Annotated in this window: 13 protein-coding genes; 2 read left to right on the plus strand and 11 right to left on the minus strand. The window is 70.3% G+C overall.

The window, feature by feature from the left end; all coding sequences use genetic code 11:
- Positions 1–310: 310 nt before the first annotated feature.
- From mdoH to AC1DF3_RS15310, 7 genes are all read right to left on the minus strand, one after another.
- Entirely contained in the window at positions 311–2,308 is a 1,998-nt protein-coding gene (gene mdoH / locus AC1DF3_RS15280; RefSeq protein WP_301813779.1) for a glucans biosynthesis glucosyltransferase MdoH, read from the minus strand.
- 5 nt (positions 2,309–2,313) lie between these two features.
- Entirely contained in the window at positions 2,314–2,517 is a 204-nt protein-coding gene (locus AC1DF3_RS15285; RefSeq protein ID WP_301813781.1) for a hypothetical protein, read from the minus strand.
- Between the two features lie 195 nt (positions 2,518–2,712).
- Positions 2,713–4,149: a sigma 54-interacting transcriptional regulator gene (locus tag AC1DF3_RS15290; protein WP_478140065.1), complete on the minus strand. Its 1,437-nt coding sequence runs from the start codon at positions 4,147–4,149 to the stop codon at positions 2,713–2,715.
- A gap of 28 nt (positions 4,150–4,177) precedes the next feature.
- Positions 4,178–4,810: a hypothetical protein gene (locus AC1DF3_RS15295; protein WP_286533908.1), complete on the minus strand. Its 633-nt coding sequence runs from the start codon at positions 4,808–4,810 to the stop codon at positions 4,178–4,180.
- Positions 4,811–4,842: 32 nt separating this feature from the next.
- The gene (locus tag AC1DF3_RS15300; RefSeq protein ID WP_286523804.1) at positions 4,843–6,270 is read right to left on the minus strand and encodes a sensor histidine kinase; all 1,428 of its coding nucleotides are present in this window, start codon (positions 6,268–6,270) and stop codon (positions 4,843–4,845) included.
- Positions 6,270–7,637: a tRNA (N6-isopentenyl adenosine(37)-C2)-methylthiotransferase MiaB gene (gene miaB / locus AC1DF3_RS15305; protein ID WP_478140066.1), complete on the minus strand. Its 1,368-nt coding sequence runs from the start codon at positions 7,635–7,637 to the stop codon at positions 6,270–6,272. Before miaB ends, AC1DF3_RS15300 begins: the two co-directional genes overlap by 1 nt.
- A gap of 120 nt (positions 7,638–7,757) precedes the next feature.
- The gene (locus AC1DF3_RS15310) at positions 7,758–8,255 is read right to left on the minus strand and encodes a hypothetical protein (protein ID WP_286533906.1); all 498 of its coding nucleotides are present in this window, start codon (positions 8,253–8,255) and stop codon (positions 7,758–7,760) included.
- 205 nt (positions 8,256–8,460) lie between these two features.
- Between AC1DF3_RS15310 and AC1DF3_RS15315 the strand changes: the two genes are divergently transcribed.
- A complete protein-coding gene (locus tag AC1DF3_RS15315; protein ID WP_286523800.1) occupies positions 8,461–9,702 on the plus strand; it encodes an efflux RND transporter periplasmic adaptor subunit in 1,242 nt (413 codons plus the stop codon).
- Positions 9,699–12,833, plus strand: coding sequence for an efflux RND transporter permease subunit (locus AC1DF3_RS15320; RefSeq protein ID WP_286523799.1), 3,135 nt, complete (start codon positions 9,699–9,701; stop codon positions 12,831–12,833). Before AC1DF3_RS15315 ends, AC1DF3_RS15320 begins: the two co-directional genes overlap by 4 nt.
- A gap of 16 nt (positions 12,834–12,849) precedes the next feature.
- Here the strand turns inward: AC1DF3_RS15320 and AC1DF3_RS15325 are convergent, their stop codons facing one another.
- From AC1DF3_RS15325 to AC1DF3_RS15340, 4 genes are read right to left on the minus strand one after another with little or no spacing between them, the layout of a single operon-like run.
- Positions 12,850–13,800 carry an alpha/beta fold hydrolase gene (locus tag AC1DF3_RS15325; protein ID WP_286533904.1) on the minus strand — a complete coding sequence of 317 codons (951 nt, stop codon included), beginning with the start codon at positions 13,798–13,800 and terminating at the stop codon, positions 12,850–12,852.
- Complete coding sequence (locus tag AC1DF3_RS15330) at positions 13,793–14,599, minus strand: alpha/beta fold hydrolase (RefSeq protein WP_286533903.1); 807 nt, start codon at positions 14,597–14,599, stop codon at positions 13,793–13,795. The genes AC1DF3_RS15325 and AC1DF3_RS15330 overlap by 8 nt, the downstream gene beginning before the upstream one ends.
- On the minus strand, positions 14,596–15,321 hold the full coding sequence (locus AC1DF3_RS15335; protein WP_478140067.1) for a 4'-phosphopantetheinyl transferase family protein: 726 nt from the start codon (positions 15,319–15,321) through the stop codon (positions 14,596–14,598). Before AC1DF3_RS15335 ends, AC1DF3_RS15330 begins: the two co-directional genes overlap by 4 nt.
- Before the next feature lie 10 nt (positions 15,322–15,331).
- Positions 15,332–20,338 carry an amino acid adenylation domain-containing protein gene (locus tag AC1DF3_RS15340; protein ID WP_478140068.1) on the minus strand — a complete coding sequence of 1,669 codons (5,007 nt, stop codon included), beginning with the start codon at positions 20,336–20,338 and terminating at the stop codon, positions 15,332–15,334.
- Between the last annotated feature and the right edge of the window lie 2 nt (positions 20,339–20,340).

Below are 20,340 nucleotides of genomic sequence, written 5' to 3' on the forward strand. Positions count from 1 at the left end.
GCGCGTGCCGAGGGCACCGGGTGGCCCCCTCCGCTCATGTCCCCCGGCCTGCGGCCTCCTCCTTTACTTCGCTGCGGGGGCCACCCGGTGCCCTCGGCACRGGTAGCGCCGTGGGGTGCTGCCGAGGATGAACCACCGGCTTGACGGCTCGCGCCGATGGTGTGCTCTGCGCAGCGAAATAAAGGAGGAGCCCGAAGGGCGGGGGACATTCGCGGAGCAGAGTACGCCGTCGGCGTGAGCCCGCCCCGGCCGCAGCCGCCAACGAAAAAGCCCCGCATCGCGGGGCTTTCTCTCAAAGGCTAGAACCTGCTCAGGCCGCAACCGGCCGCGACAGCCGCAGCGCATGCATCCAGGCCCTGCGCAGCACCGCAGGCGAGCGCGATTCCTCGGGGATCAGCAGGAAGCCGCGTTCGCGCAGCGCGATGCCGAAGCCGATCTGGCTGGTCAGCACCGTCAGCGGGATCGCCAGCAGCAGCGGCAGGCCCACCGGCATCAGCCAGGTGAGGGCGCTGGCATCGATCAGCGCGATGCCGACGGCCAGCGCGGCGATCACGAAGGACATCGGAGCCAGCTGCGAGACCGCGATGCGCCAGGACACGGCGGCGGCTTCGCGCGGGGGCGACTTCCAGTCGAGCTTGAGGCCGGTGAGGGCCACCACCACGAACAGCGAGTGGGCCAGCATGCGCACCGGTGCCTGGACGATGGCCATCGCGCTTTCGAGCGTGGCGCTCTTGAGCAGGCCGCCGATGCCGCCGAACTGGCGCTGCTCGCCGCGGATCACGACCGCGACCAGGCCCAGGATGCGCGGCAGGAACAGCAGGCAGAGGGTCCACAGCCAGAGGCCGACGAGTTCCATCGGCATCGCGAGCCAGTGCTCGACCACGCTCGAACCGGTCAGCCACAGCGCGGTGCCCAGGGTCAGGAAGGCCAGCCACAGCGGCGCCGAGAGGTAGGCCATGGTGCCGGTGACGAACATGGCGCGGTGCACCGGGTGCAGGCCGGGCTCGGCCATCAGGCGGGCGTTCTGCAGGTTGCCCTGGCACCAGCGGCGGTCGCGCTGCAGCTCGGACAGCAGGTCCGGCGGCTGCTGCTCGTAGCTGCCGACCAGGTCGGCGACCAGCCAGACGTGGAAGCCGGCGCGGCGCATCAGCGCGGCTTCGACGAAGTCATGCGACATGATGCCGCCCGCCATGCCGCCCTTGCCCTTGATGGGCGCCAGCGCGCAGTGGTCCATAAAGGGCTGGACGCGGATGATCGCGTTGTGGCCCCAGTAGTGCGATTCGCCGAGCTGCCAGAACTGCATGCCGAGCGTGAACAGGCGGCCCGTCATGCGCGAGGCGAACTGCTGGGCGCGGGCGTGCAGCGTGACGTGGCCGATGGCCTGGGTCGCGGTCTGGATGATGCCGGCGGTTGGGTTGGCTTCCATCAGCTTGACCATCGAGGTCAGGCAGTCGCCGCTCATGACGCTGTCGGCGTCGAGCACGACCATGTAGCGGTAGTCCTTGCCCCAGCGGCGGCAGAAGTCGGCCACGTTGCCGGCCTTGCGGTGCGTGCGGCGGGTGCGCAGGCGGTAGTAGACCTCGACCTGCGGCTGGTTCGGGCTGTCGGCCAGCGCGGCGCGCAGGTCTTCCCAGGCGGCGCGCTCGGCGGCCGCGATCTCGGGCGTGTAGCTGTCGGACAGCACGAAGACGTCGAACTGTTTCGCGTGGCCGGTGGCGGCCACAGATTCGCAGGTGGCGCGCAGGCCGGCGAACACGGTCGCCACGTCCTCGTTGCAGATCGGCATGATGATCGCCGTCCGTGCCTCGGGGTTCATCGGATGGTCGGCGACCTGCTTGCCCGACAGCGCGTGCTTGTCACCGCGCACCGAGACATAGAAGCCCATCAGCGCGGTCACGAAACCGGTCACGACCCAACCGGACAGCACGGCGTAGAGCGCGATCTGGCTGTATTCGAGCCACAGGTTGTCGTAGTCGGGCTGGACCCGGGCGAACAGCGTCGCGGCTGCCACCGTGCTGAGCACCGTCAGCGCCAGGAAGGCGAGGCGGCGCTGGGACGCGGCGCGCTGCCAAGGTTGCCTTGCCGAGGGCGCGGCCTGGGCGGCGGCATTGCGGCCGGCGCCGAGCTTGACCAGCAGGGCGGTGCCGATGCTGTTCCAGAATCCACGCCATGGGCGGGGCGCCATGGAGCCGCGGTTGATCGGGGGCGCCGTCACCGAATTCGGGTGGCGTTCCTCGCGCAGCGGGCTGCGGTGCGAGAAATCGCTCTCGGCCAGCAGCTTCGGTTGGGCGTAGTGGGTGGGCTTCATGTGCTTCAGCCGCGTTGCTTGTCGAAGGAGGGCGTGTCGCCGATTGCCGGAAAGCGCTTGAACACGCTCTCGGGCGCGAAATGGCCGGCGCCCGCCTGGGATGCCAGCAACTGACCCGCGGCACGGGGCCGCGAGAGGGAAAACTGCTTTTGACGCAGGCCGTCGCGCTGCGGACGCAGTGCGAAAGAGGGGCTGGTGAGTGCTGTCATGCCTGTACAGGGGCAAACCCTGTGCCAGGGCTGAAAAACCCTTTGAAATCAATCGCTTGGACTGAATTTCCGGTTTTTCGGGGGAGCTCGGACCCCAGAAAGGCCGCCAGACCCCCGAATTTGTCGCCTGGGCCCGACAGCCTGCGAGCCTGACCGACAAAACCCAATCAAATCAACGACTTGGCGTGTCGCTGGTCAGCGACCGTTTTCGCCCCCCGGCGACGGGGTCTCGGCCTTGAAGTGGCCGGGCGTGAGTTCGTGCTTCTGCAGCAGGCGGTAGAACTCGGTGCGGTTGCGGTCGGCCAGGCGGGCCGCATCGGCCACGTTGCCGTCGGTCAGCTTGAGCAGGCCCACCAGGTAGTCGCGCTCGAAACGCTGCTTGGCCTCGGCGTAGGTCTGGACTTCGACGCTCGGCACGCGCAGCGCGCGCTGCACCAGGGCCAGCGGGATCAGCGGCGAGCTCGACAGCGCGCAGACCTGTTCGACCACGTTGAACAGCTGCCGCACGTTGCCGGGCCAGGAGGCGGTGGTCAGCGCCTTCAGCGCCTCGGGCGCGAAGCCCGACAGCCGCTTGCCGTACTTGGTCGACAGCCGCTGCAGGAAGTGATTGGCCAAGAGCGGGATGTCCTCGCGCCGCGCCGACAGCGGCGGCAGGCTGAGTGTCACGACGTTGAGGCGGTAGTACAGGTCTTCGCGGAACTGGCCGGCCTCCATCGCGGCGTCGAGGTCGCGGTGGGTGGCCGAGATGATCCGGACGTCGACCGCGATCGACTGGCTGCCGCCGAGCGGGCGCACCGCGCGCTCCTGCAGCACCCGCAGCAGCTTGACCTGCAGCGCCGGCGGCATGTCCCCGATTTCGTCGAGCAGCAGGGTGCCGCCGTCGGCCTGCTGGAACAGGCCCTTGTGGTTGGCGACCGCGTCGGTGAAGGCGCCCTTCATGTGGCCGAACAGCTCGGATTCGAGCAGCGCCTCGGGAATGGCGCCGCAATTGACCGCCACGAAGGGCTTGTCGGCGCGCGCGCTGGCGCGGTGGATGGCGCGCGCCAGCACTTCCTTGCCGGCGCCGCTGTCGCCGCGCAGCAGCACGCTGGCGTCGGACTTGGCTACCATCCGGGCCTCGGCCAGCAGCTCGGCCATGCGGTTGCTGCGGCTCACGATCTCGGCCCGCCAGCTTTCGTCGCCGCCTTTGCCGGGCGCCGCCGCCGGCGCGCCCAGGGCCAGCGCCTGGGCGATCTTCTCGAGCAGCTCGCGGGCGTCGTAGGGCTTGGTGAGGTAGGTGAAGACGCCGCGCGCCGTGGCCTCGACCGCGTCGGGAATGGTGCCGTGCGCGGTCAGCAGGATCACCGGCAGGGTCGGATGGCGCTTGCGGATCTCGTCGAACAGTGCCAGGCCGTCGCGGCCCGGCAGGCGGACATCGGAGAGCACCAGCTGGGGATGTTCGATCTCGAGCTGGGTCAGCGCCGACTCGGCCGAGGTCACGGCCGTGACCTGGTAGCCGGCCGACATCAGCCGCATCGACAGCAGGCGCAGCATGTCGGCGTCGTCGTCGACCACCAGCAGGCGGGCGCCGCGGGCCGTCGGGACCGCGGCTGTATCGGGCGGCTTCGGTGCCGGGGGCGGCGCGCTGCTCATGAAGGGACCTTCGTGCTTCGCATTGCGCTCATGGCGCCGGCTTCGGCGCCGCCGGCGCCGGATTGGGCCGCGAGAAGCTGCGCTCGATGGCGCGCAGGGCTTCGATGCGGTCGTTGAGCTGGTCGATGCGGCGCTGACTGTCGCGCAGCTGCTGCGCCAGCTTGTCGCGGTCGTCCTCGACCTTGCGCTGCTCGGCGTAGCGCGCCGCCAGCGTGCGGGCCAGCGGCTGCAGCGGCAGGGCGTCGGCGGAAGGATTGGAGATCACGCGCTGCAGCAGGCCGCTGGCGCGCCCGAGGTCGGCGGGGACCCGGGTCTGGGCCAGCACGATCGCCATCTGCATCTGCACCGCGGGCGTCTCGACCAGGTCGCCCAGGCGGTTGAGCTCGGCCGCCAGCTCGGGTGCGCCCAGCGGCCGCACCTTGTCGGCATAGGCCAGCATGGCGCCCACCGGGCCCTGGGTCCATTGCGTGAAGAGGCTGCCGGGCTGGGTCGCGGGGGCCAGGGGCTCGGCCTCGACCGGGGTGATCGCCGGCGGCGCGGGTGTCGGGGCGACCGCGACCGCGACCGGCGCGGGAGGCGGCTTGCGGGGCGCGGCGCAGCCGGCCAGCAGCAGGGCGCAGCTCAAGGCGATGGCGGGTCCGCGAACGATCGAAGAAAACATGGACTCAGGAATGGGCGCGTGGGCGATGAAGGTCAGGCGGAGCGTGGCAGCGCGATGCGGAATCGCGCCCCCGGTCCCTCGGGCAGCAGCGTGACGCGGCCGCCATGGGCTGCAATGTACTCCTGCACGATCGACAGCCCGATGCCGGTGCCCTTGACCGAATGCTGGGGCTGCCGCTCGCCGCGGTAGAAAGGCTCGAAGACGCGGTCGCGGTCGCCGTCGGCGATGCCGGGGCCGGCGTCGGCGATGTCGATCTGCGCCGTGTCGGCGGTGCTCGACACCGTCAGCGTGATGGTGCCGCCGCGAGCCGAGAAGCGGATCGCGTTCGACAGCAGGTTGGCCACCGCGGTGCCCAGCTTGACCGGGTCGACCACCACCGAGATCGGCTCGCCCTCGGCGCGCACCGTGAGGCCGTTGGCCTGCCACTGCAGCCGCTGGGCCTCGATCTGCTCTTCGATCAGCGGCAGCAGCGGCGTGCGTTCGCGGCGCAGTTCGCGGGCCTCGAAGGCGGCGGCGTTGAAACGCAGCAGGGCCTCGATCTGGCCCTGCAGCGCGACCGTGTTCTGCTGCAGGATCTGCGTGACTTCGTGCTGGGCCGGATTGAGCGCGCCGGTCACGCCGTCTTCCAGCAGCGAGACGCCTTCGCGCAGGGCGGCCAGCGGAGTCTTGAGTTCATGCGAGACGTGTCGCAGGAAACGTGCCTTGTCGGCATCGAGTTCGGTCAGCCGCAGCCGCAGCCACTCGAGCTGCTGCGACACCCGGCGCACGTCGGACGGCCCGTGGATGTCGATCGGCACGTCGAGCCGGTTCTCGCCGAGGCCGACGATCGCGCGCTCCAGGCGCTTGAAGGGCCGCGCCAGCCAGACGCCGAAGGCCAGCGCCAGCGCCGCCGCCAGCGCGCTGGCGGCGATCACCAGCCGCATCAGCCGCTTGCGCGCGGTCTCGATGCGCTGGGCCAGCTCGTTGTTCTGGGTCTCGATCAGGAACTGCGCCTGCTGCGCGATCTGGGTGTTGAGCGCATCGAGTTCGCGGAACTGCACCGCCATCGAGCTCTCGCGCGCCAGCGAGGTCTCGGGGGCGCCGCTCATCAGGCCCTGGATCACGTCCAGCTGCTCGCGCCATTTGTCGGGCCCGTCGGGACCCAGGCCGTTGGCGGAGAGCCGGCCGAGCACCTGGCGGGCGTCGCGCGCGGCGTCTTCGAAGCGGCGCCGCAGCACGCCGTCGTTGAGCACCAGCGACTGGCGCCCGGCGCGCTCCATCGCGGCGCTGCGCTCGGCCAGGGACTGCGCGGCGCCCGACAGCGTGAGCGCGCGCGCCGCCGCGTCGCGGCTCTGGGTCATCAGGATGTCGTACTGGAACACCGCCCGCAGCGCCACGCCCACCAGCAGCGCGGTGATCAGGAGGAACGCGAACAGCAGCAGTTGCTGGAACGAGCCGCGGGCTGCGCTCAGCTTCGCCATCAGGCGACCGGCAGCGCGGCCGAGCGGCCGGCGGCGGTGGATTCGGAGGTGACGACCTCGCCGCGCAGCGTGTAGGCGAGCGAGCGCGTGATGCGCAGGTCGACCATCTGGCCGACCAGGCGGGCGTCGCCCTCGAAGTTGACCACCCGGTTGCACTCGGTGCGGCCCATGAGCTCGCCCGCGTCCTTGCGCGAGGCGCCCTCGACCAGCACCCGCTGGACCGTGCCGACGCGGCTTTCGCCGAAGCGCCGCACGTTGCCGTCGATCACGGCCTGCAGCTGCTGCAGCCGCGCCAGCTTGACCGCATGGGGCGTGTCGTCGTGCAGCGCCGCCGCCGGCGTGCCCGGCCGCGGGCTGAAGATGAAGCTGAAGCTGGCGTCGAACTCGAGCTGGTCGATCAGCCGCATCATCTTGCCGAAGTCCTCGTCGGTCTCGCCCGGGAAGCCGACGATGAAGTCGCTGCTGAGCGCCAGCTGCGGGCGGATCGCGCGCAGCTTGCGCACCGTGCTCTTGTATTCCATCGCCGTGTAGCCGCGCTTCATCGCCATCAGGATGCGGTCGCTGCCGTGCTGCACCGGCAGGTGCAGGTGGCTCACGAGCTGGGGCACGCGGGCATAGGCGTCGATCAGGCGCTGGGTGAATTCGTTCGGGTGGCTGGTGGTGTAGCGGATGCGCTCGATGCCCGGCAGTTCGGCGACGTACTCGATCAGGGTGGCGAAATCGGCGATCTCGGCGGTGTCGCCCATGCGGCCGCGGTAGGCGTTGACGTTCTGGCCCAGCAGCGTGACCTCGCGCACGCCCTGGTCCGCCAGCCCGGCGATCTCGACCAGCACGTCGTCCAGCGGCCGGTTGATCTCCTCGCCGCGGGTGTAGGGCACCACGCAGTAGCTGCAGTACTTCGAGCAGCCTTCCATGATCGAGACGAAGGCGGTGGCGCCCTCGACCCGGGCCGGCGGCAGGTGGTCGAACTTCTCGATCTCGGGGAAGCTGATGTCGACCTGCGGGCGGCCCTCGCGGGCGCCCTGGCTCAGCATCTCGGGCAGCCGGTGCAGCGTCTGCGGCCCGAACACCACGTCGACGTAGGGCGCGCGGGCGATGATCGCCGCGCCTTCCTGGCTGGCGACGCAGCCGCCGACGCCGATCTTCACGCCCTTGGCCTTCAGGTGCTTGACCCGGCCGAGGTCGGAGAACACTTTCTCCTGGGCCTTCTCCCGCACCGAGCAGGTGTTGAAGAGGATCAGGTCGGCCTCGTCCACGTTGGTGGTCGGCTCGTAGCCTTCGGCGGCGCGCAGCACGTCGGCCATCTTGTCCGAGTCGTACTCGTTCATCTGGCAGCCGAAGGTCTTGATGAAAACTTTGGGGGTCATAAGGCTCTCCCGGGAGCAGGTTGGCGTGATCGATCCATCAGCGCGCCACCATGGGGCGCCATGCGCCGCAGTGCGGCGCTTCCCATGAGGGCCGCAGGCCAGTAGACCGGCGAAGCCGGTCTACTGGCCGAAGATCGGCAACTGGTTGAAGGGCGTCTTGCCGTCGTCGCGCGGGCCGCTGTCGGCCGAAACGAAAGGCCAGAAATTGAGCAGCGGCTTTTCGGCCGAGGCCCGCTTGGCACGGGCTTCGTCCGGGGTCAGGATCCAGACGTCGCGCACCATGCCGGCGGCGTCGCGGGTGTAGTTCACCAGCAGGTTCTGGCCGGTGATCGAGGCCGGCATCACCAGCATGCGGTCGGCGCTGCGGATGCGGGCGCCAGGGGCGAGCCGCTCGGCGTTGCCGTCGAGCTGGATCTCGGGCGGGTTCACGACCAAGAAGCTGCCGCGCAGGGTGCCCGGCGGAAAGTTGCGACCGCCGTTGGCGGCTTCGTTCTGGGTCGCCGAAGGGTCGAGCTCCTGGGCCGCGGCAGGGCCGGCAACGAGCGCGCCGGCGGGGACGATCAGCACCGCGAGGGCGATCGACAGGAGGCTGGGAAAAGGCTTCTTGCAGCGGTTCATGGGGTATATCCAGAGGCTGTGGAGCGCGGATTCTAGCGGCCTGGGGGCGCAGAATGATTCGCTCAACGTGCCATTCTGCCCAGACGCTTTACATTTCTTTACGGCAAGCGCGGGCTCTTTTCCCGGCTCGCTGCTCCAATAGTTGCCGCCGCGATATTTAGTGTGACCGCGCCCCCTCGATCCATCCCGATCCATCTGGAACCCCATGAAGAAGAATCTCGTTCTCGCCCTTTCCGGCGTGCTGGTCGTGGCCGTCGCGGGCGGCACCTGGTGGTGGTCGGGCGCCAAGACCCGCAGCGCCGCGGCCACCCAGGCCGCCGCCCCCGGCGCCGGTGCCCCGGCGCTGGTCACGCTGGCGTCGGCCCAGCGGCAGAACGTTCCGGTCACGGTCCAGGTCAACGGCAGCGTGGTGTCGCTGAACAGCGTGGACCTGCGGCCGCAGGTGACGAACACGGTGCGCGAGGTGCATGTCAAGGAAGGCGAGTTCGTCAAGGCCGGCCAGCTGCTCTTCACGCTCGACGACCGCCCGGACCAGGCCAACCTGGCCAAGGCGCGGGCCCAGCAGCAGCGCGACGAGGCCATGCTGGCCGACCTGGAGCGCCAGTACAAGCGCAGCCAGGACCTGGTGGCGCAGAACTTCATCGCCAAGAGCGCCGCCGATGCGACCTTGTCGCAGCTGGAGGCGCAGCGCGCCGCGGTGGCGGCCGATCGGGCGGCCGTGCAGTCGGCGCAGGTGGCGCTGGGCTATGCCACGCTCAAGGCGCCGATCGCCGGGCGCATCGGCGCGGTCAACATCTACCCGGGCACCTTGGTGCAGCCCAGCCTGTCGCTGGTCACGATCACCCAGCTCGATCCGATCGCCGTGAGCTTCCCGGTGCCTGAAGGCAAGCTGCAGGACCTGCTGCAGGCGGCCCGCGAGCACACGCCGGTCGAGGCCCTGGTGACCGGGCGCAAGGCGCCGCTCAAGGGCACCCTGAGCTTCGTCGACAACACAGTCGACCCGCTGATCGGCACGGTGCGCGCCAAGGCGGTGTTCGACAACGCCGACCAGGCACTCTGGCCCGGCCAGTTCGTCGAGACCCGGGTCACGGTGCGCACGATCGACGGCGCCACTGTGCTGCCGGCCTCGGCCCTGATGATGCTGGCCGACGGCAACTCGGTCTACGTGGTCGACGCCGAGCGCAAGGCCGCCCGGCGCAAGGTGCAGGCGATCTACAACTTCGGCACCCAGGTGGTGGTGAAGGGCGTCGAGCCCGGCGAGCAGGTGGTCACCGAAGGCAAGCAGAACGTGCGCCCTGGCGGCAAGGTGCGCATCGACGCGCCCCAGGCGCAACCCGACAAGCAGCCGCAGCAGCCCGGCAACGCGGCACCCGGGCCCTCGCCGGGCAGCGCGGCCTCGGTCGCGCCGTCCAGCGCCAGCGTCGTCGCGGACCGGGAGCGCACATGAACATCTCCGAGCTGTGCATCCGTCGTCCTGCGATGACGGTGCTGCTCTCCGCCGCCGTGGTGGTGATCGGCATCTTTGCCTACTTCCAGATTCCGGTGGCGGCGCTGCCGAGCTACAACACGCCGGTCATCAACGTCTCGGCGCAGCTGCCGGGCGCCAGCCCCGAGACCATGGCCTCGTCGGTCGCGCTGCCGCTCGAGAAGCAGTTCTCGACCATCCCGGGGCTGCAGACGATCAGCTCGGTGAACACCCAGGGCGTGACCTCGGTCACGCTCGAATTCGTCAGCACGCGCGACATCGACGCCGCCGCGGTCGACGTCCAGGCGGCGCTGCTGCGGGCCCAGCGGCAGCTGCCGGCCGAGCTCACGCAGCTGCCGTCCTACCGCAAGGTCAATCCGGCCGACGCGCCGGTGCTGTTCATCGCGATGGTGTCGAACTCGATGACGCCGGCCGAGCTCAACGACTATGCCGAGAACCTGATCTCGCCGACCCTGTCGACCATCGACGGCGTGGCGCAGGTGGCGGTCTATGGCCAGAAGCGCTTCGCGGTGCGCATCAAGGCCGACGCCAACCTGCTCAATGCCCGCAACATCACGCTCGACGAACTCGCCAACGCGGTGCGGCTGGCCAACGCCAACACGCCGGTCGGCGTGCTCGACGGTCCGCGCCAGACGCTGACGATCCAGGCCAACGAGCAGATGCTGAAGGCGGCTGATTTCGCCAAGGTCATCGTCGGCCAGCGCAACGGCGCGCCGGTGCGGCTGGACGAGGTGGCGACCATCGAGGACAGCTTCGAGTCGGTCAAGACCGCCAGCAGCTTCAACGGCGAAAGCTCGATCTCGCTGGCGGTCCAGCGCCAGCCCAACGCCAACACGGTGCAGGTGGTGGACGCGGTGCGCGCGCTGATGCCGCGCTTCAAGGCCGAGCTGCCGCAATCGGTCGAGATCAACCTGGTCAACGACCGCTCGCTGTCGATCCGCGAGGCAGTGCACGACGTCCAGCTGACGCTGCTCGGCACCATCCTGCTGGTGGTGCTGGTGATCTTCCTGTTCCTGCACCGGCTGGTGGCGACGCTGATCCCGGCACTGACGATCCCGATCTCGCTGATCGGCGCGGTGGCGCTTCTCTATGCCTTCGGCTACAGCCTGGACAACGTGTCGCTGCTGGGCATCACGCTGGCCGTCGGGCTGGTGGTGGACGACGCCATCGTGGTGCTCGAGAACATCATGCGCTACGTCGAGAAGGGCATGGAGCCGTTCGCGGCGGCCCTGCGCGGTGCCCGCGAGGTCGGCTTCACGATCATCTCGATCTCGATCTCGCTGGTCGCGGTGTTCATCCCGATCTTCTTCATGCCGGGCGTGATCGGCCTGCTGTTCCACGAGTTCGCGGTGGTGGTCGGGCTGGCGGTGATGGTCTCGGCGATCGTCTCGCTGACCCTGGTGCCGATGCTGGCGAGCCGGCTGCTCAAGCACACGCCGCGCGCGCACGGCACGCTCGACCACGAGGAGCAGCATCCCGAGCCGGGCACCGCCATCGGCCGCGCCTTCGAACGCGGCTACCGCTGGGTGCACGGCAGCTACATGCGCTCGCTCGACTGGACGCTCGGCCACCGCCCGCTGATGCTGATCCTCGCGGCCTCGACCTTCGCGCTCACGGCCTGGATGTTCATCACGATCCCGAAGGGCTTCTTCCCCGAGGAGGACATCGGCCAGATCCAGATCACGACCGAGGCCGCCGAGGACATCTCGTTCCCGGCCATGAAGGCGCTGCAGGACCGCGTGGCCCAGGCGCTGCAGGACGACCCGAGCGTCGACTACGTGAATTCCTTCATCGGCGTCGGCGGCCCGACCGCGACGCAGAACTCCGGCCGCCTGTTCGCGGTGCTGAAGCCGCGCAGCCAGCGTCCGCCGATGGCCCAGGTGCTGGAGTCGCTGCGCAAGCGTTTCCGCGAGATCCCGGGCATCGCCGTCTACATGCAGCCGGTGCAGAACCTGCGCCTCGGCGGCCGCCAGAGCAAGGCCCGCTTCCAGTACACGCTGCAAAGCGTGAACGCCGGCACCATGGGGGTCTGGGCCGACCGTCTGATGGAGAAGATGCGCGCCGACCCGGCCTTCCGCGACGTCACCAGCGACTCGCAGAACCGCGGCCTGCAGGCCACGCTGGACATCGACCGCGACAAGGCGGGCGTGCTCGGCGTCGCGGTCGGCGACCTGCGCACCGCGCTCTACAACGCCTACGGCGATCGCCAGATCGGCAGCATCTACGGCGCCAGCAACACCTACCAGGTGATCCTCTCGGCGGCCGACGACGACCGCCGCTTCGAGGAGGACATGTCGCGCCTGTCGGTGCGCAACAAGGCCGGGCAGCTGGTGCCGCTGTCGGCCTTCTCGACCGTCAAGCGCACGGTGGGCCCGACCTCGGTCAATCACCAGGGCCAGCTGCAGGCGGTGACGGTGTCTTTCAATCTCGCGCCGGACGTGCCGCTGGGCAATGCCACCGCCAAGATCGACCAGTTCAAGGCCGATCTGAAGATGCCGGAATCGATCATCACCAGCTACGGCGGCGACGCGGCGGTGTTCCAGAGTTCGCAGGGCAGCCAGGCCGCGCTGCTGATCCTGGCGGTGCTGGTGATCTACGTGCTGCTCGGCGTGCTCTATGAAAGCTACATCCACCCGTTGACCATCCTCGCCGGCCTGCCGTCGGCGGCGGTGGGCGCGCTGCTGTCGCTCAAGCTGTTCGGTTTCGACCTGACCCTGATCGCGACCATCGGCATCCTGCTCCTGATCGGCATCGTCAAGAAGAACGCGATCATGCTGATCGACTTCGCGCTCGAGGCCCAGCGCAGCGAGGGCATGCGGCCGCAGGACGCGATCCGGGAAGCCTGCCGGCTGCGCTTCCGGCCGATCCTGATGACCACGCTGGCCGCCATGATGGGTGCGCTGCCGCTGGCGCTCGGCCTCGGCGCCGGTGCCGAGCTGCGCCAGCCGCTGGGCGTCGCGGTGGTCGGCGGGCTGATCTTCTCGCAGGTGATCACGCTCTACATCACGCCGGCGATCTACCTGGCGCTCGACCGCTACAGCGGCAGCGGGCCGCTGCAGGAACTGCCGGGCGAGCACGTCGCCGCGGCCTGAGGGGCGCCGCTCGAACTCAGGAGCCCGCGTGCTCGAGCTTGGTCGCCAGAGAGCTGGCGGCCCGCGGGCCTCGGGCAGATTGCCCGGCGGCCGACAGCGCTGGCGAGGCCGGGCTGCCATCGCCGTGAATCACGCGCAGAACCCAGTCGCACGTCAGCTTCATGAAGGCCTGCTGGGACGCCTGCGAGATCAGGCCGTGATCGATCTCGGGGACGAAGCGGTAGTCGAGCCGGCGCGCGAAGGGCTCCTTGCCGAAGGGCCCGAGCAGGTCGCGCCGGCGGTCCTTGGTCTGGACGCTGCCGGTGAAGAACATCATGGTCGCGACACCGCGCTCGGCCAGTTGGTTCATCGAGCGGCAGAAGTAGTCGGCCGAGTCGCGCGGCCCCGTCGAGTCGAAGATGTTCTGGTCGCCGGGCGCCTGCTGTTGCCGCGGCAGCAGCGTGCGCCGGATCACGCCCACGACCCGGCCGAAGAACGCACCCGGCTTGGGATCCGCGAGCGCCCGGCGCAGGCTGCGTTCCCAGCGTGCGCGCCGGCCGGGGAAGTTGGGCCCATCGAACATCAGGAGGCCGATCAGCCGGGGGTCCGCGACGGCGATGGAAAGGCCGTTGTGGGCACCGGAACACAGGCCGATCAGCACGAAGCGATGGACGCCGAGCATCGTGCCCACCAGATTCATGGCGGCCTGCACGTCGAGCACTGCCTGGGTCCTGAAGTCCGCCGTCTCGCCGGCCGGCCGGCTGTCGCCGAGTCCGGCCAGGTCCATGCGGATGCTGCTGATGCCGCAGGCAGCCATCTGCCGTGCCAGCTTCACATTGGTGCGCCGGGGGCCGATGCGGTGGATCGCACCCATGTTCATCAGGATGCAGCCGACCGGTACCATCGGACCGTCGCCAGGCGTCGTGATGATGCCGATCAGCGAGCCGTCGGGCCCGAACTGCACAGGGGTTTCGTTGTAGTCATCCATTGATTTCTGCCACCAAGCGTTGCAAAGCCTCGGCCGGGACCATGGCACTGTTGGGGAACGGGTCGGAAGTCCAGACCAGCGAGTGCTGGAACGGCGACAACCGGACCGGGGTCTGGCGCTCGGCCTGCATCTTCGCCCACCGGTTGGCGGCTTCGTCCTCGGGGTCGGCCAGCACGATAGTCTCATGCGATGCCGTCAGCTGGAGCGACTGCGGAGTGAGCGCGCGCAATTGGTTGCGCAGCGTGGGCGAGACGGCGAAGCCGAGCAGTTCGTCGGTGAAGGCGTCCTTGTCGGCCGTCAGACGCCGGCGCCAGGCACGGTCGGGAACCCAGTAGGAGGCCTCGAGCGCCGAGACGTGCTTCTCCCGCATCGTGTCGAGGTAACCCGCGCCGTCCACGATCGGGTCCCAGAGGATGACGCGCGACGGGTCGCTGCGGCCGCTGCGGGCCGCCAGCACCGCCAAGGTGGCGCCCAGGCGCGACCCCAGCCACACGATGCGGCGCGGGGCGGTCAGCCGGTGCAACTCTTCGTGCGCGGTGCAGACGTCGCGCCGCCAGCCTTCGAGGTCGCCGTCGGTGTCGTCGCCGGACGAATCGCCGGTGCCGTGGCAGTCGAAGCGCAGCACCGCCACGCCGGCGCGGGCGAGCCGGTCGGACAGCACCCGGAACAGCCGATGGGTGCGGACCATTTCCTGCCCGAACGGCGCACAGACGAGGACCGCGATGTCACGCTCGCGTTCGGGCGGATGGAAAAGCCCGAACAGGCGGCGCTGGGGCGGTCCGAAGAGCATCGGGGTCATGCGTAAGTCTCGTTGTCTTGGAGGACAGGGCGTGGCGCGACCGCGGGCGCCCCCGCGTCGGTTTCGAGCACCCGGGCGATGGCGCACACCACGCCCTCGCCACCATCGAAGGAGTGCAGGGCGAGCCGCGCCATTCTGCCATCGAGGGGCAGCCGGACTTCGCGTGCGTCTTCTTCCAGGCCCGCCTCGAAGCTGCGCGTATCGATGCCGAGCCCCGTTCCGACGGCCTTGAGGCACGCCTCCTTGCGGGTCCAGCCGACCAGGAAGGCCCGGTCGCGCTGCTCGGACGGCAACGACGCCAGTGCCCGCTGCTCGGCGGCGGTGAAATAGTCGGCGGCCAGCGCGGCAGCGTCCGGCATCGGGCGCAGCAACTCGACGTCGACGCCGATCTCGGCGCCGTTGCTGATCGCGATCAGGGCGACCGATTGGCTGTGGCTGAGGTTGAAGTGCAGCCCGACCGGCTCGATCAGGAGGGGTTTTCCGAACGCGCCGAGCGTGAAGTCCAACAGGGCGCCGGGGATGCCGGTCTGCTGGGCCAGCGTGCTGCGCAACGCGGCATGGGCGGCGACGAAGCGATGCCGGTCGCGGGCGAAGACGAAGCGCCGGGCGCGCTCCCATTCGTCGTCGGACAGGCAGGCGACGGCGGCCGGGGTCGGCGCGCTGTCGAGGTCGGCCCGCCACAGCTGGCAGTGGGACCTGGCGGGAAGCTGCACGAGGGTCATGGCGCGCCCCTCAGCCCTTGCGGCCCCAACCCGAGAACACGCGTCCCAGCAGTCCTCGCCGCGCCTCGCCCTGCGGCGCTACGGCCTCGACCGGTCCCACGTCGAGCGGCGTGCCCGCGGCGGCCGAGGCCAGCTGCCCCAGCGTCTCGAACACGTAGCGGCGCGGCTCGACCCGGAAGCCCATGACCTGCTCGGCCTGCTGGATCACGCGCATCGCGAGCAGCGAGTCGCCCCCGAGGTCGAAGAAGGTCTCGTGCGGACTGATCTCGTTGACGTCGATGCTCAGCGCGCTGGCCCAGATCTGGGCCAGTCGGGCCTGCTCGGGCAGCAGCAGTGTCTGCCGCGGCGCCGCTGCGGCGAACACCGGCTCGGCCGTGGCTGTGGGTGCCGGGGCGATCGGCTCGTCGCTGGCGGCCAATCGCTCCAGGTAGCGCGCGCTGGCCGAGTCGCCGGCGTCGGTCAGGGCTGCGAGCGTCAGTGCGGGCTGGTCGGCAAGCTTGCCGAGCAACTCGACGTAGCGCTCCTTGAAGGCGGCGCCGGTCTCGCTCAGGTAGATGTCGGTGTTGTAGATCACCGCGCCCTCGAGGCCGCCGGGCTTTTCCATCAGCCAGAGGCCGAGATCGTCGGTGGCACCGCTCTGCGTCAGGTGCAGCTGGCGATCGGCCAGGCCGCCCATGGTCAGCGATCGCTCGCGCGCATCCTGGAACGAGAACAGCGCCTGGTAGAGGCCCACGCCCTGGGCCCGCTCGACGAATTCGGGCTCGGTGACCAGGCGCTCGAACGGGATCTGCTGGGCGCCCATGACTGCCAGCAGCTCCGTCTTCACGTAGCGCATGAAGTCGCCGAAACCCAGCGACGGATCGATCTGGAAGGACAGCGGCAGCAGGTTGTTGAAGAAGCCCATCACCGATTCGAGCTCCGGCGCCTCGCGCACGCGCACCGGGGTCGCGATCACGATCGAATCGCTGCGCACGATGTTGCCCATCATCAGGATGAACACGCCCAGCGTCAGCATGTTGAGCGTCACGTCGTGGCGGCGGCTCAGTTCGCGCAGGCGCTCGGTGAGTTCGAGGTCGACCCGGATCCAGTGCGAGCTGCCCTGGCCGCTCATGCCGGCGCGGCGCGGCATGTCGGTGCGCGGTGCCTTCGGCGCAGGCGAGTTCGCGAAGCGGTCCTTCCAGAACTTCAGCTGGGCCTCGCATTCGGGCGTCTCGAGCCAGCGCGAGAACCACTCGGCGTAGTCGCCGTGTGTCACTTCGAGGGCCGGCAGCGGGTCGGGTTCGCCCCTGACCAGCGCGCCATAGACGGCCGACAGCTCGTTCTGCAGGATGTCGAAGGACCAGCCGTCCCAGATCAGATGGTGCGGCACGAAGACGAAGACATGGTCGTCGGCCGCCATCCGGAACAGCGTCGCATGGAACAGCGGCGCCCGGCGGATGTCGATCGCGCGGTCCGCCAGCTCGCGCATGCGGGCCGCCAGGGCGGCCTCGCGCTCGTCCGTGCCAAGCCCGCTCAGGTCGACCACCGGCAGCGTGTAGTCGAGTTGCTGGGCGATCAGGGCGGCGGGCGCGCCGGTTTGCGGATCGGGACCGATGGCGGTGCGCAGGGTGGGCTGGCGCCTGATGATGGCGCGCACGGCCGCCTCGAACTTCGCGACATCCAGCGGACCGCCGAAGCGGTGCGCCGAGGGCGCGTTGTAGGTCGAGCGGCCAGGATGCATCTCCTCGACGAAGCGCACGCGATCCTGCATCGGCGTCAGGGGCGCGCTGCGGCGGCCTGGCTGGCGCGGGATCGGCTCGGCGCGCGGCGCGCCGTGCGCGCTCAGGGCATCGATGGCGGCGGCCAGGCGCTCGGCCGTGGGCGCCTCGAACAGGGTGCGCAGCGGCACCTTCAGTTCGAATTCGCGTCCGAGCAGCGTCGCCAGCCGGGCCGCCAGCAGCGAATGGCCGCCGAGCGCGAAGAAGTCGTCGCGGATACCGAGGCCGGGCAGGTTCAGCACTTTTTCCATGGTCGCCAGCACGACTTTCTCGCGCTCGTTGCGCGGTGCCAGCCGTTCAGCTGCCTGCGGGCGCAGGTCGGTCGGGCGCGGCAGCGCCTTGCGGTCGACCTTGCCATTGGGCAGCAGCGGCAGCGCCGGCAGCACCATCACGTGCTGCGGCAGCATGTACTGCGGCAGGCGTGCGCGCAGTTGTTCGCGCAGGGCGGCTTCGTCGAGAACCGCGCCGGGCGCCATGGCGAGGTAGGCGACCAGGCGGACGTCGCCGGGCTGGTCCTCGCGCGCCATCACCACGCTGCGCGCCACGCCGGGGGCTTCGTCGCAGCGTGCCTCGATCTCGCCGAGCTCGATGCGGTAGCCGCGCACCTTGACCTGGAAGTCGAAGCGGCCCATGTGCTCCAGCAGGCCGTCGTTGCGCCAGCGGCCGCGGTCGCCGGTGCGGTACATCCGGGCCGGGCTGCCGTCCAGGCGGGCCTGGACGAAGCGCTCGGCGGTCAGCTCGGGCCGGTCGAGATAGCCGAGCGTGACGCCGGCGCCGCCGATCCAGATCTCGCCGGGGACGCCGATCGCGCAGGGCTTGCCCTGGGCGTCGACGATCCAGACTGTGGTGTTGGCGATCGGGCGGCCGATCGACACGCTGCGCTCGGCCAGGCCGGCCGCGCTGACGCGCCAGAGGGTCGACCAGACCGTGGTCTCGGTCGGCCCGTACATGTTCCAGACCTCGCCGCAGCGCCGCAGCAGCTCATGGGCCAGGTCCGCCGGCAGGCTCTCGCCGCCGACCAGTGCCCGGAAGCCCGGCCGTCCCGGCCACTGGGCGTCGACCAGCAGGCGCCACATGCCCGGCGTGGCTTGCATCATGGTGGCGCCGCTGTCGTCCAGCAGGGTGGCCAGCGCCTGACCGTCCATGGCGGCCTCGCGCGGCACCATGACGATCTCGGCCCCGACCTGCAGCGGCAGCAGCAGTTCGAGCACGGCGATGTCGAAGGACAGCGTGGTCACCGCCGCCAGCCGGTCGTCGGCGGCGATCGAGGGCTCGCCGCGCATGCTCTGCAGGAAGTTCGCGACCGCGCCGTGCGGAACGCAGACGCCCTTGGGCTTGCCGGTGGAGCCCGAGGTGTAGATCACGTAGGCCGCATCGTCGGCCTGGGCGTCCATCGGGCCGGCCGCCAGCGGCGCGCCGGACAGGTTGCGCCAGGCGGCGTCGGTGTCGATCTCGAACAGCCGCCCGGCGGCATCGCCGCGCCACGCGCGCGGCGCGCTGGCGATCGACGATTGCGTGAGCAGCAGCGAGAGGCCGGCGTCCTCGGCGTAGTAGTCGAGGCGGGCCTTCGGAAACTCGGGGTCGAGCGGCACGTAGGCGGCGCCGGACTTCAGCACCGCCAGCAGGGCGACCACCATGTCGGTGCCGCGGTTCAGGCACAGGCCCACGCGCTGGCCGCGCTGCACGCCGCGCTCGCGCAGGGCGCGCGCCAGGCGGCTGGACTCCTGGTCGAGTTCGGCGTAGCTGCACCGCGCGGCGCCATCGCGCAGCGCGGCGCGCTCCGGCGCTGCGGCCGCCTGGGCCACGAAACCCGCATGCATCAGCGGCAGTCCGGCGAGCGGCGTCGCCGCCGGCTGCAGGGCCCGCACGGCGGCTTCTTCGGCGGCCGGCAGCATGTCGAGGGCCGCGATCCCCTGGCCCGCGTCACGCACCGCGGAGCGCAGCAGGCATTCGAACATCGCCAGCCAGCGGCGCACGGTCTGGTCGTCGAACAGGTCGGCGTTGTATTGGGTCTCGACCTGCATCCCGCCCGCCACCGGCGTGACGTTGAGGAACAGCTCGAAATTCTCGTAGGCCCGCGGGACCGAACTCAGCGCCACGTCCAGGTCCGGGAAGGTGCCCTGGCCCGCGACCGCGTCGCGGTCGACGTTGAACATCACGTTGACCAGCGGCAGCCGGCTCGGATCGCGCGGCACGGGCAGCTTGCGCAGCAGCGCGCCATAGGTCAGCGTCTGGTGCTCGAAGGCGTCCAGCAGCAGGGTGCCGGATTGGCGCACCAGCGTCTGGAACGGCAGCTGGGCGTCGACCGCGAGGCGCAAGGGCAGCAGGTTGACGCAGTGGCCCACCAGCGTGGGCATGTCGCTGGCCATCTGCCCGGCGGCCGGGATGCCGACCACCAGGTCGTCCTGCTCGGTCAGGCGGTGCAGCAGCGCGGCGAAGCCGCCCAGCATCGCGGCGAACAGGCTGGTGCCCGAACCTGCGCCGAGCTTGCGCAGGGCGTCGACCAGATCGCGCTCGAGCAGGTGGTCGATGCGCTTCGAACGGAAGGTGCGCACCGCGGGGCGCGCGCGGTCGAGCGGCAGCTCGAGCACCGGCAGCGTGCCACCCGAGAAGCGCGCGAGCCAGTAGTCGACGTGCGCCTGCATTGCCGGGCCGGCGGCTTCGTCGGTCTCCCAGGCGGCGTAGTCGACGTAGCGGGCCGGCGCATCCGGTGTCGGGCCGGCGCCGAGCTCCTCGGCGTAGAGCCGGCCCAGGTCTTCGGTGATCACGCCCCAGGACCAGCCGTCGCACACCGCGTGGTGCGCCGACAGCAGCAGCACGTGCTCGTCGGCGGAGAGCCGCGAGAGGGCAGCGCGAAACAGAGGGCCATGCTCGAGCGAGAACGGCTCGCGCACGGCGGCGGCGCCCTGGGCGTCGATGGCCTGGCGCTGGGCCGCGGCATCGAGTGCGCCGAGGTCGTGCCGGGCCAGTGCCACGGGCGTCGCACCGCCGATCAGCAACTGGGTGCCGTCGGGGGAGATCGTCGCTCGCAGGGCGTCGTGGCGCTCGACCAGGCGATCGAGCGCCTTGGCAAGGGCCTGTTCGTCCAGTGCGCCGCGCAGCCGCAGCGCCGTCGCCTCGTTGTAGGCCAGCGAGGCTTCCTGGCCCAGCCGGTCGCCGAGCCAGACCTCGCGCTGGGCCTCGGTGGTCGCGACGACCTGCTCGATCGAGCCGCCCGCAAAGGGGTCGAACTCGGCGGCGTCGTCTTCCGGTGTGTCCATGA

The sequence above is a fragment of the Variovorax sp. 10N432 genome (assembly GCF_056394465.1).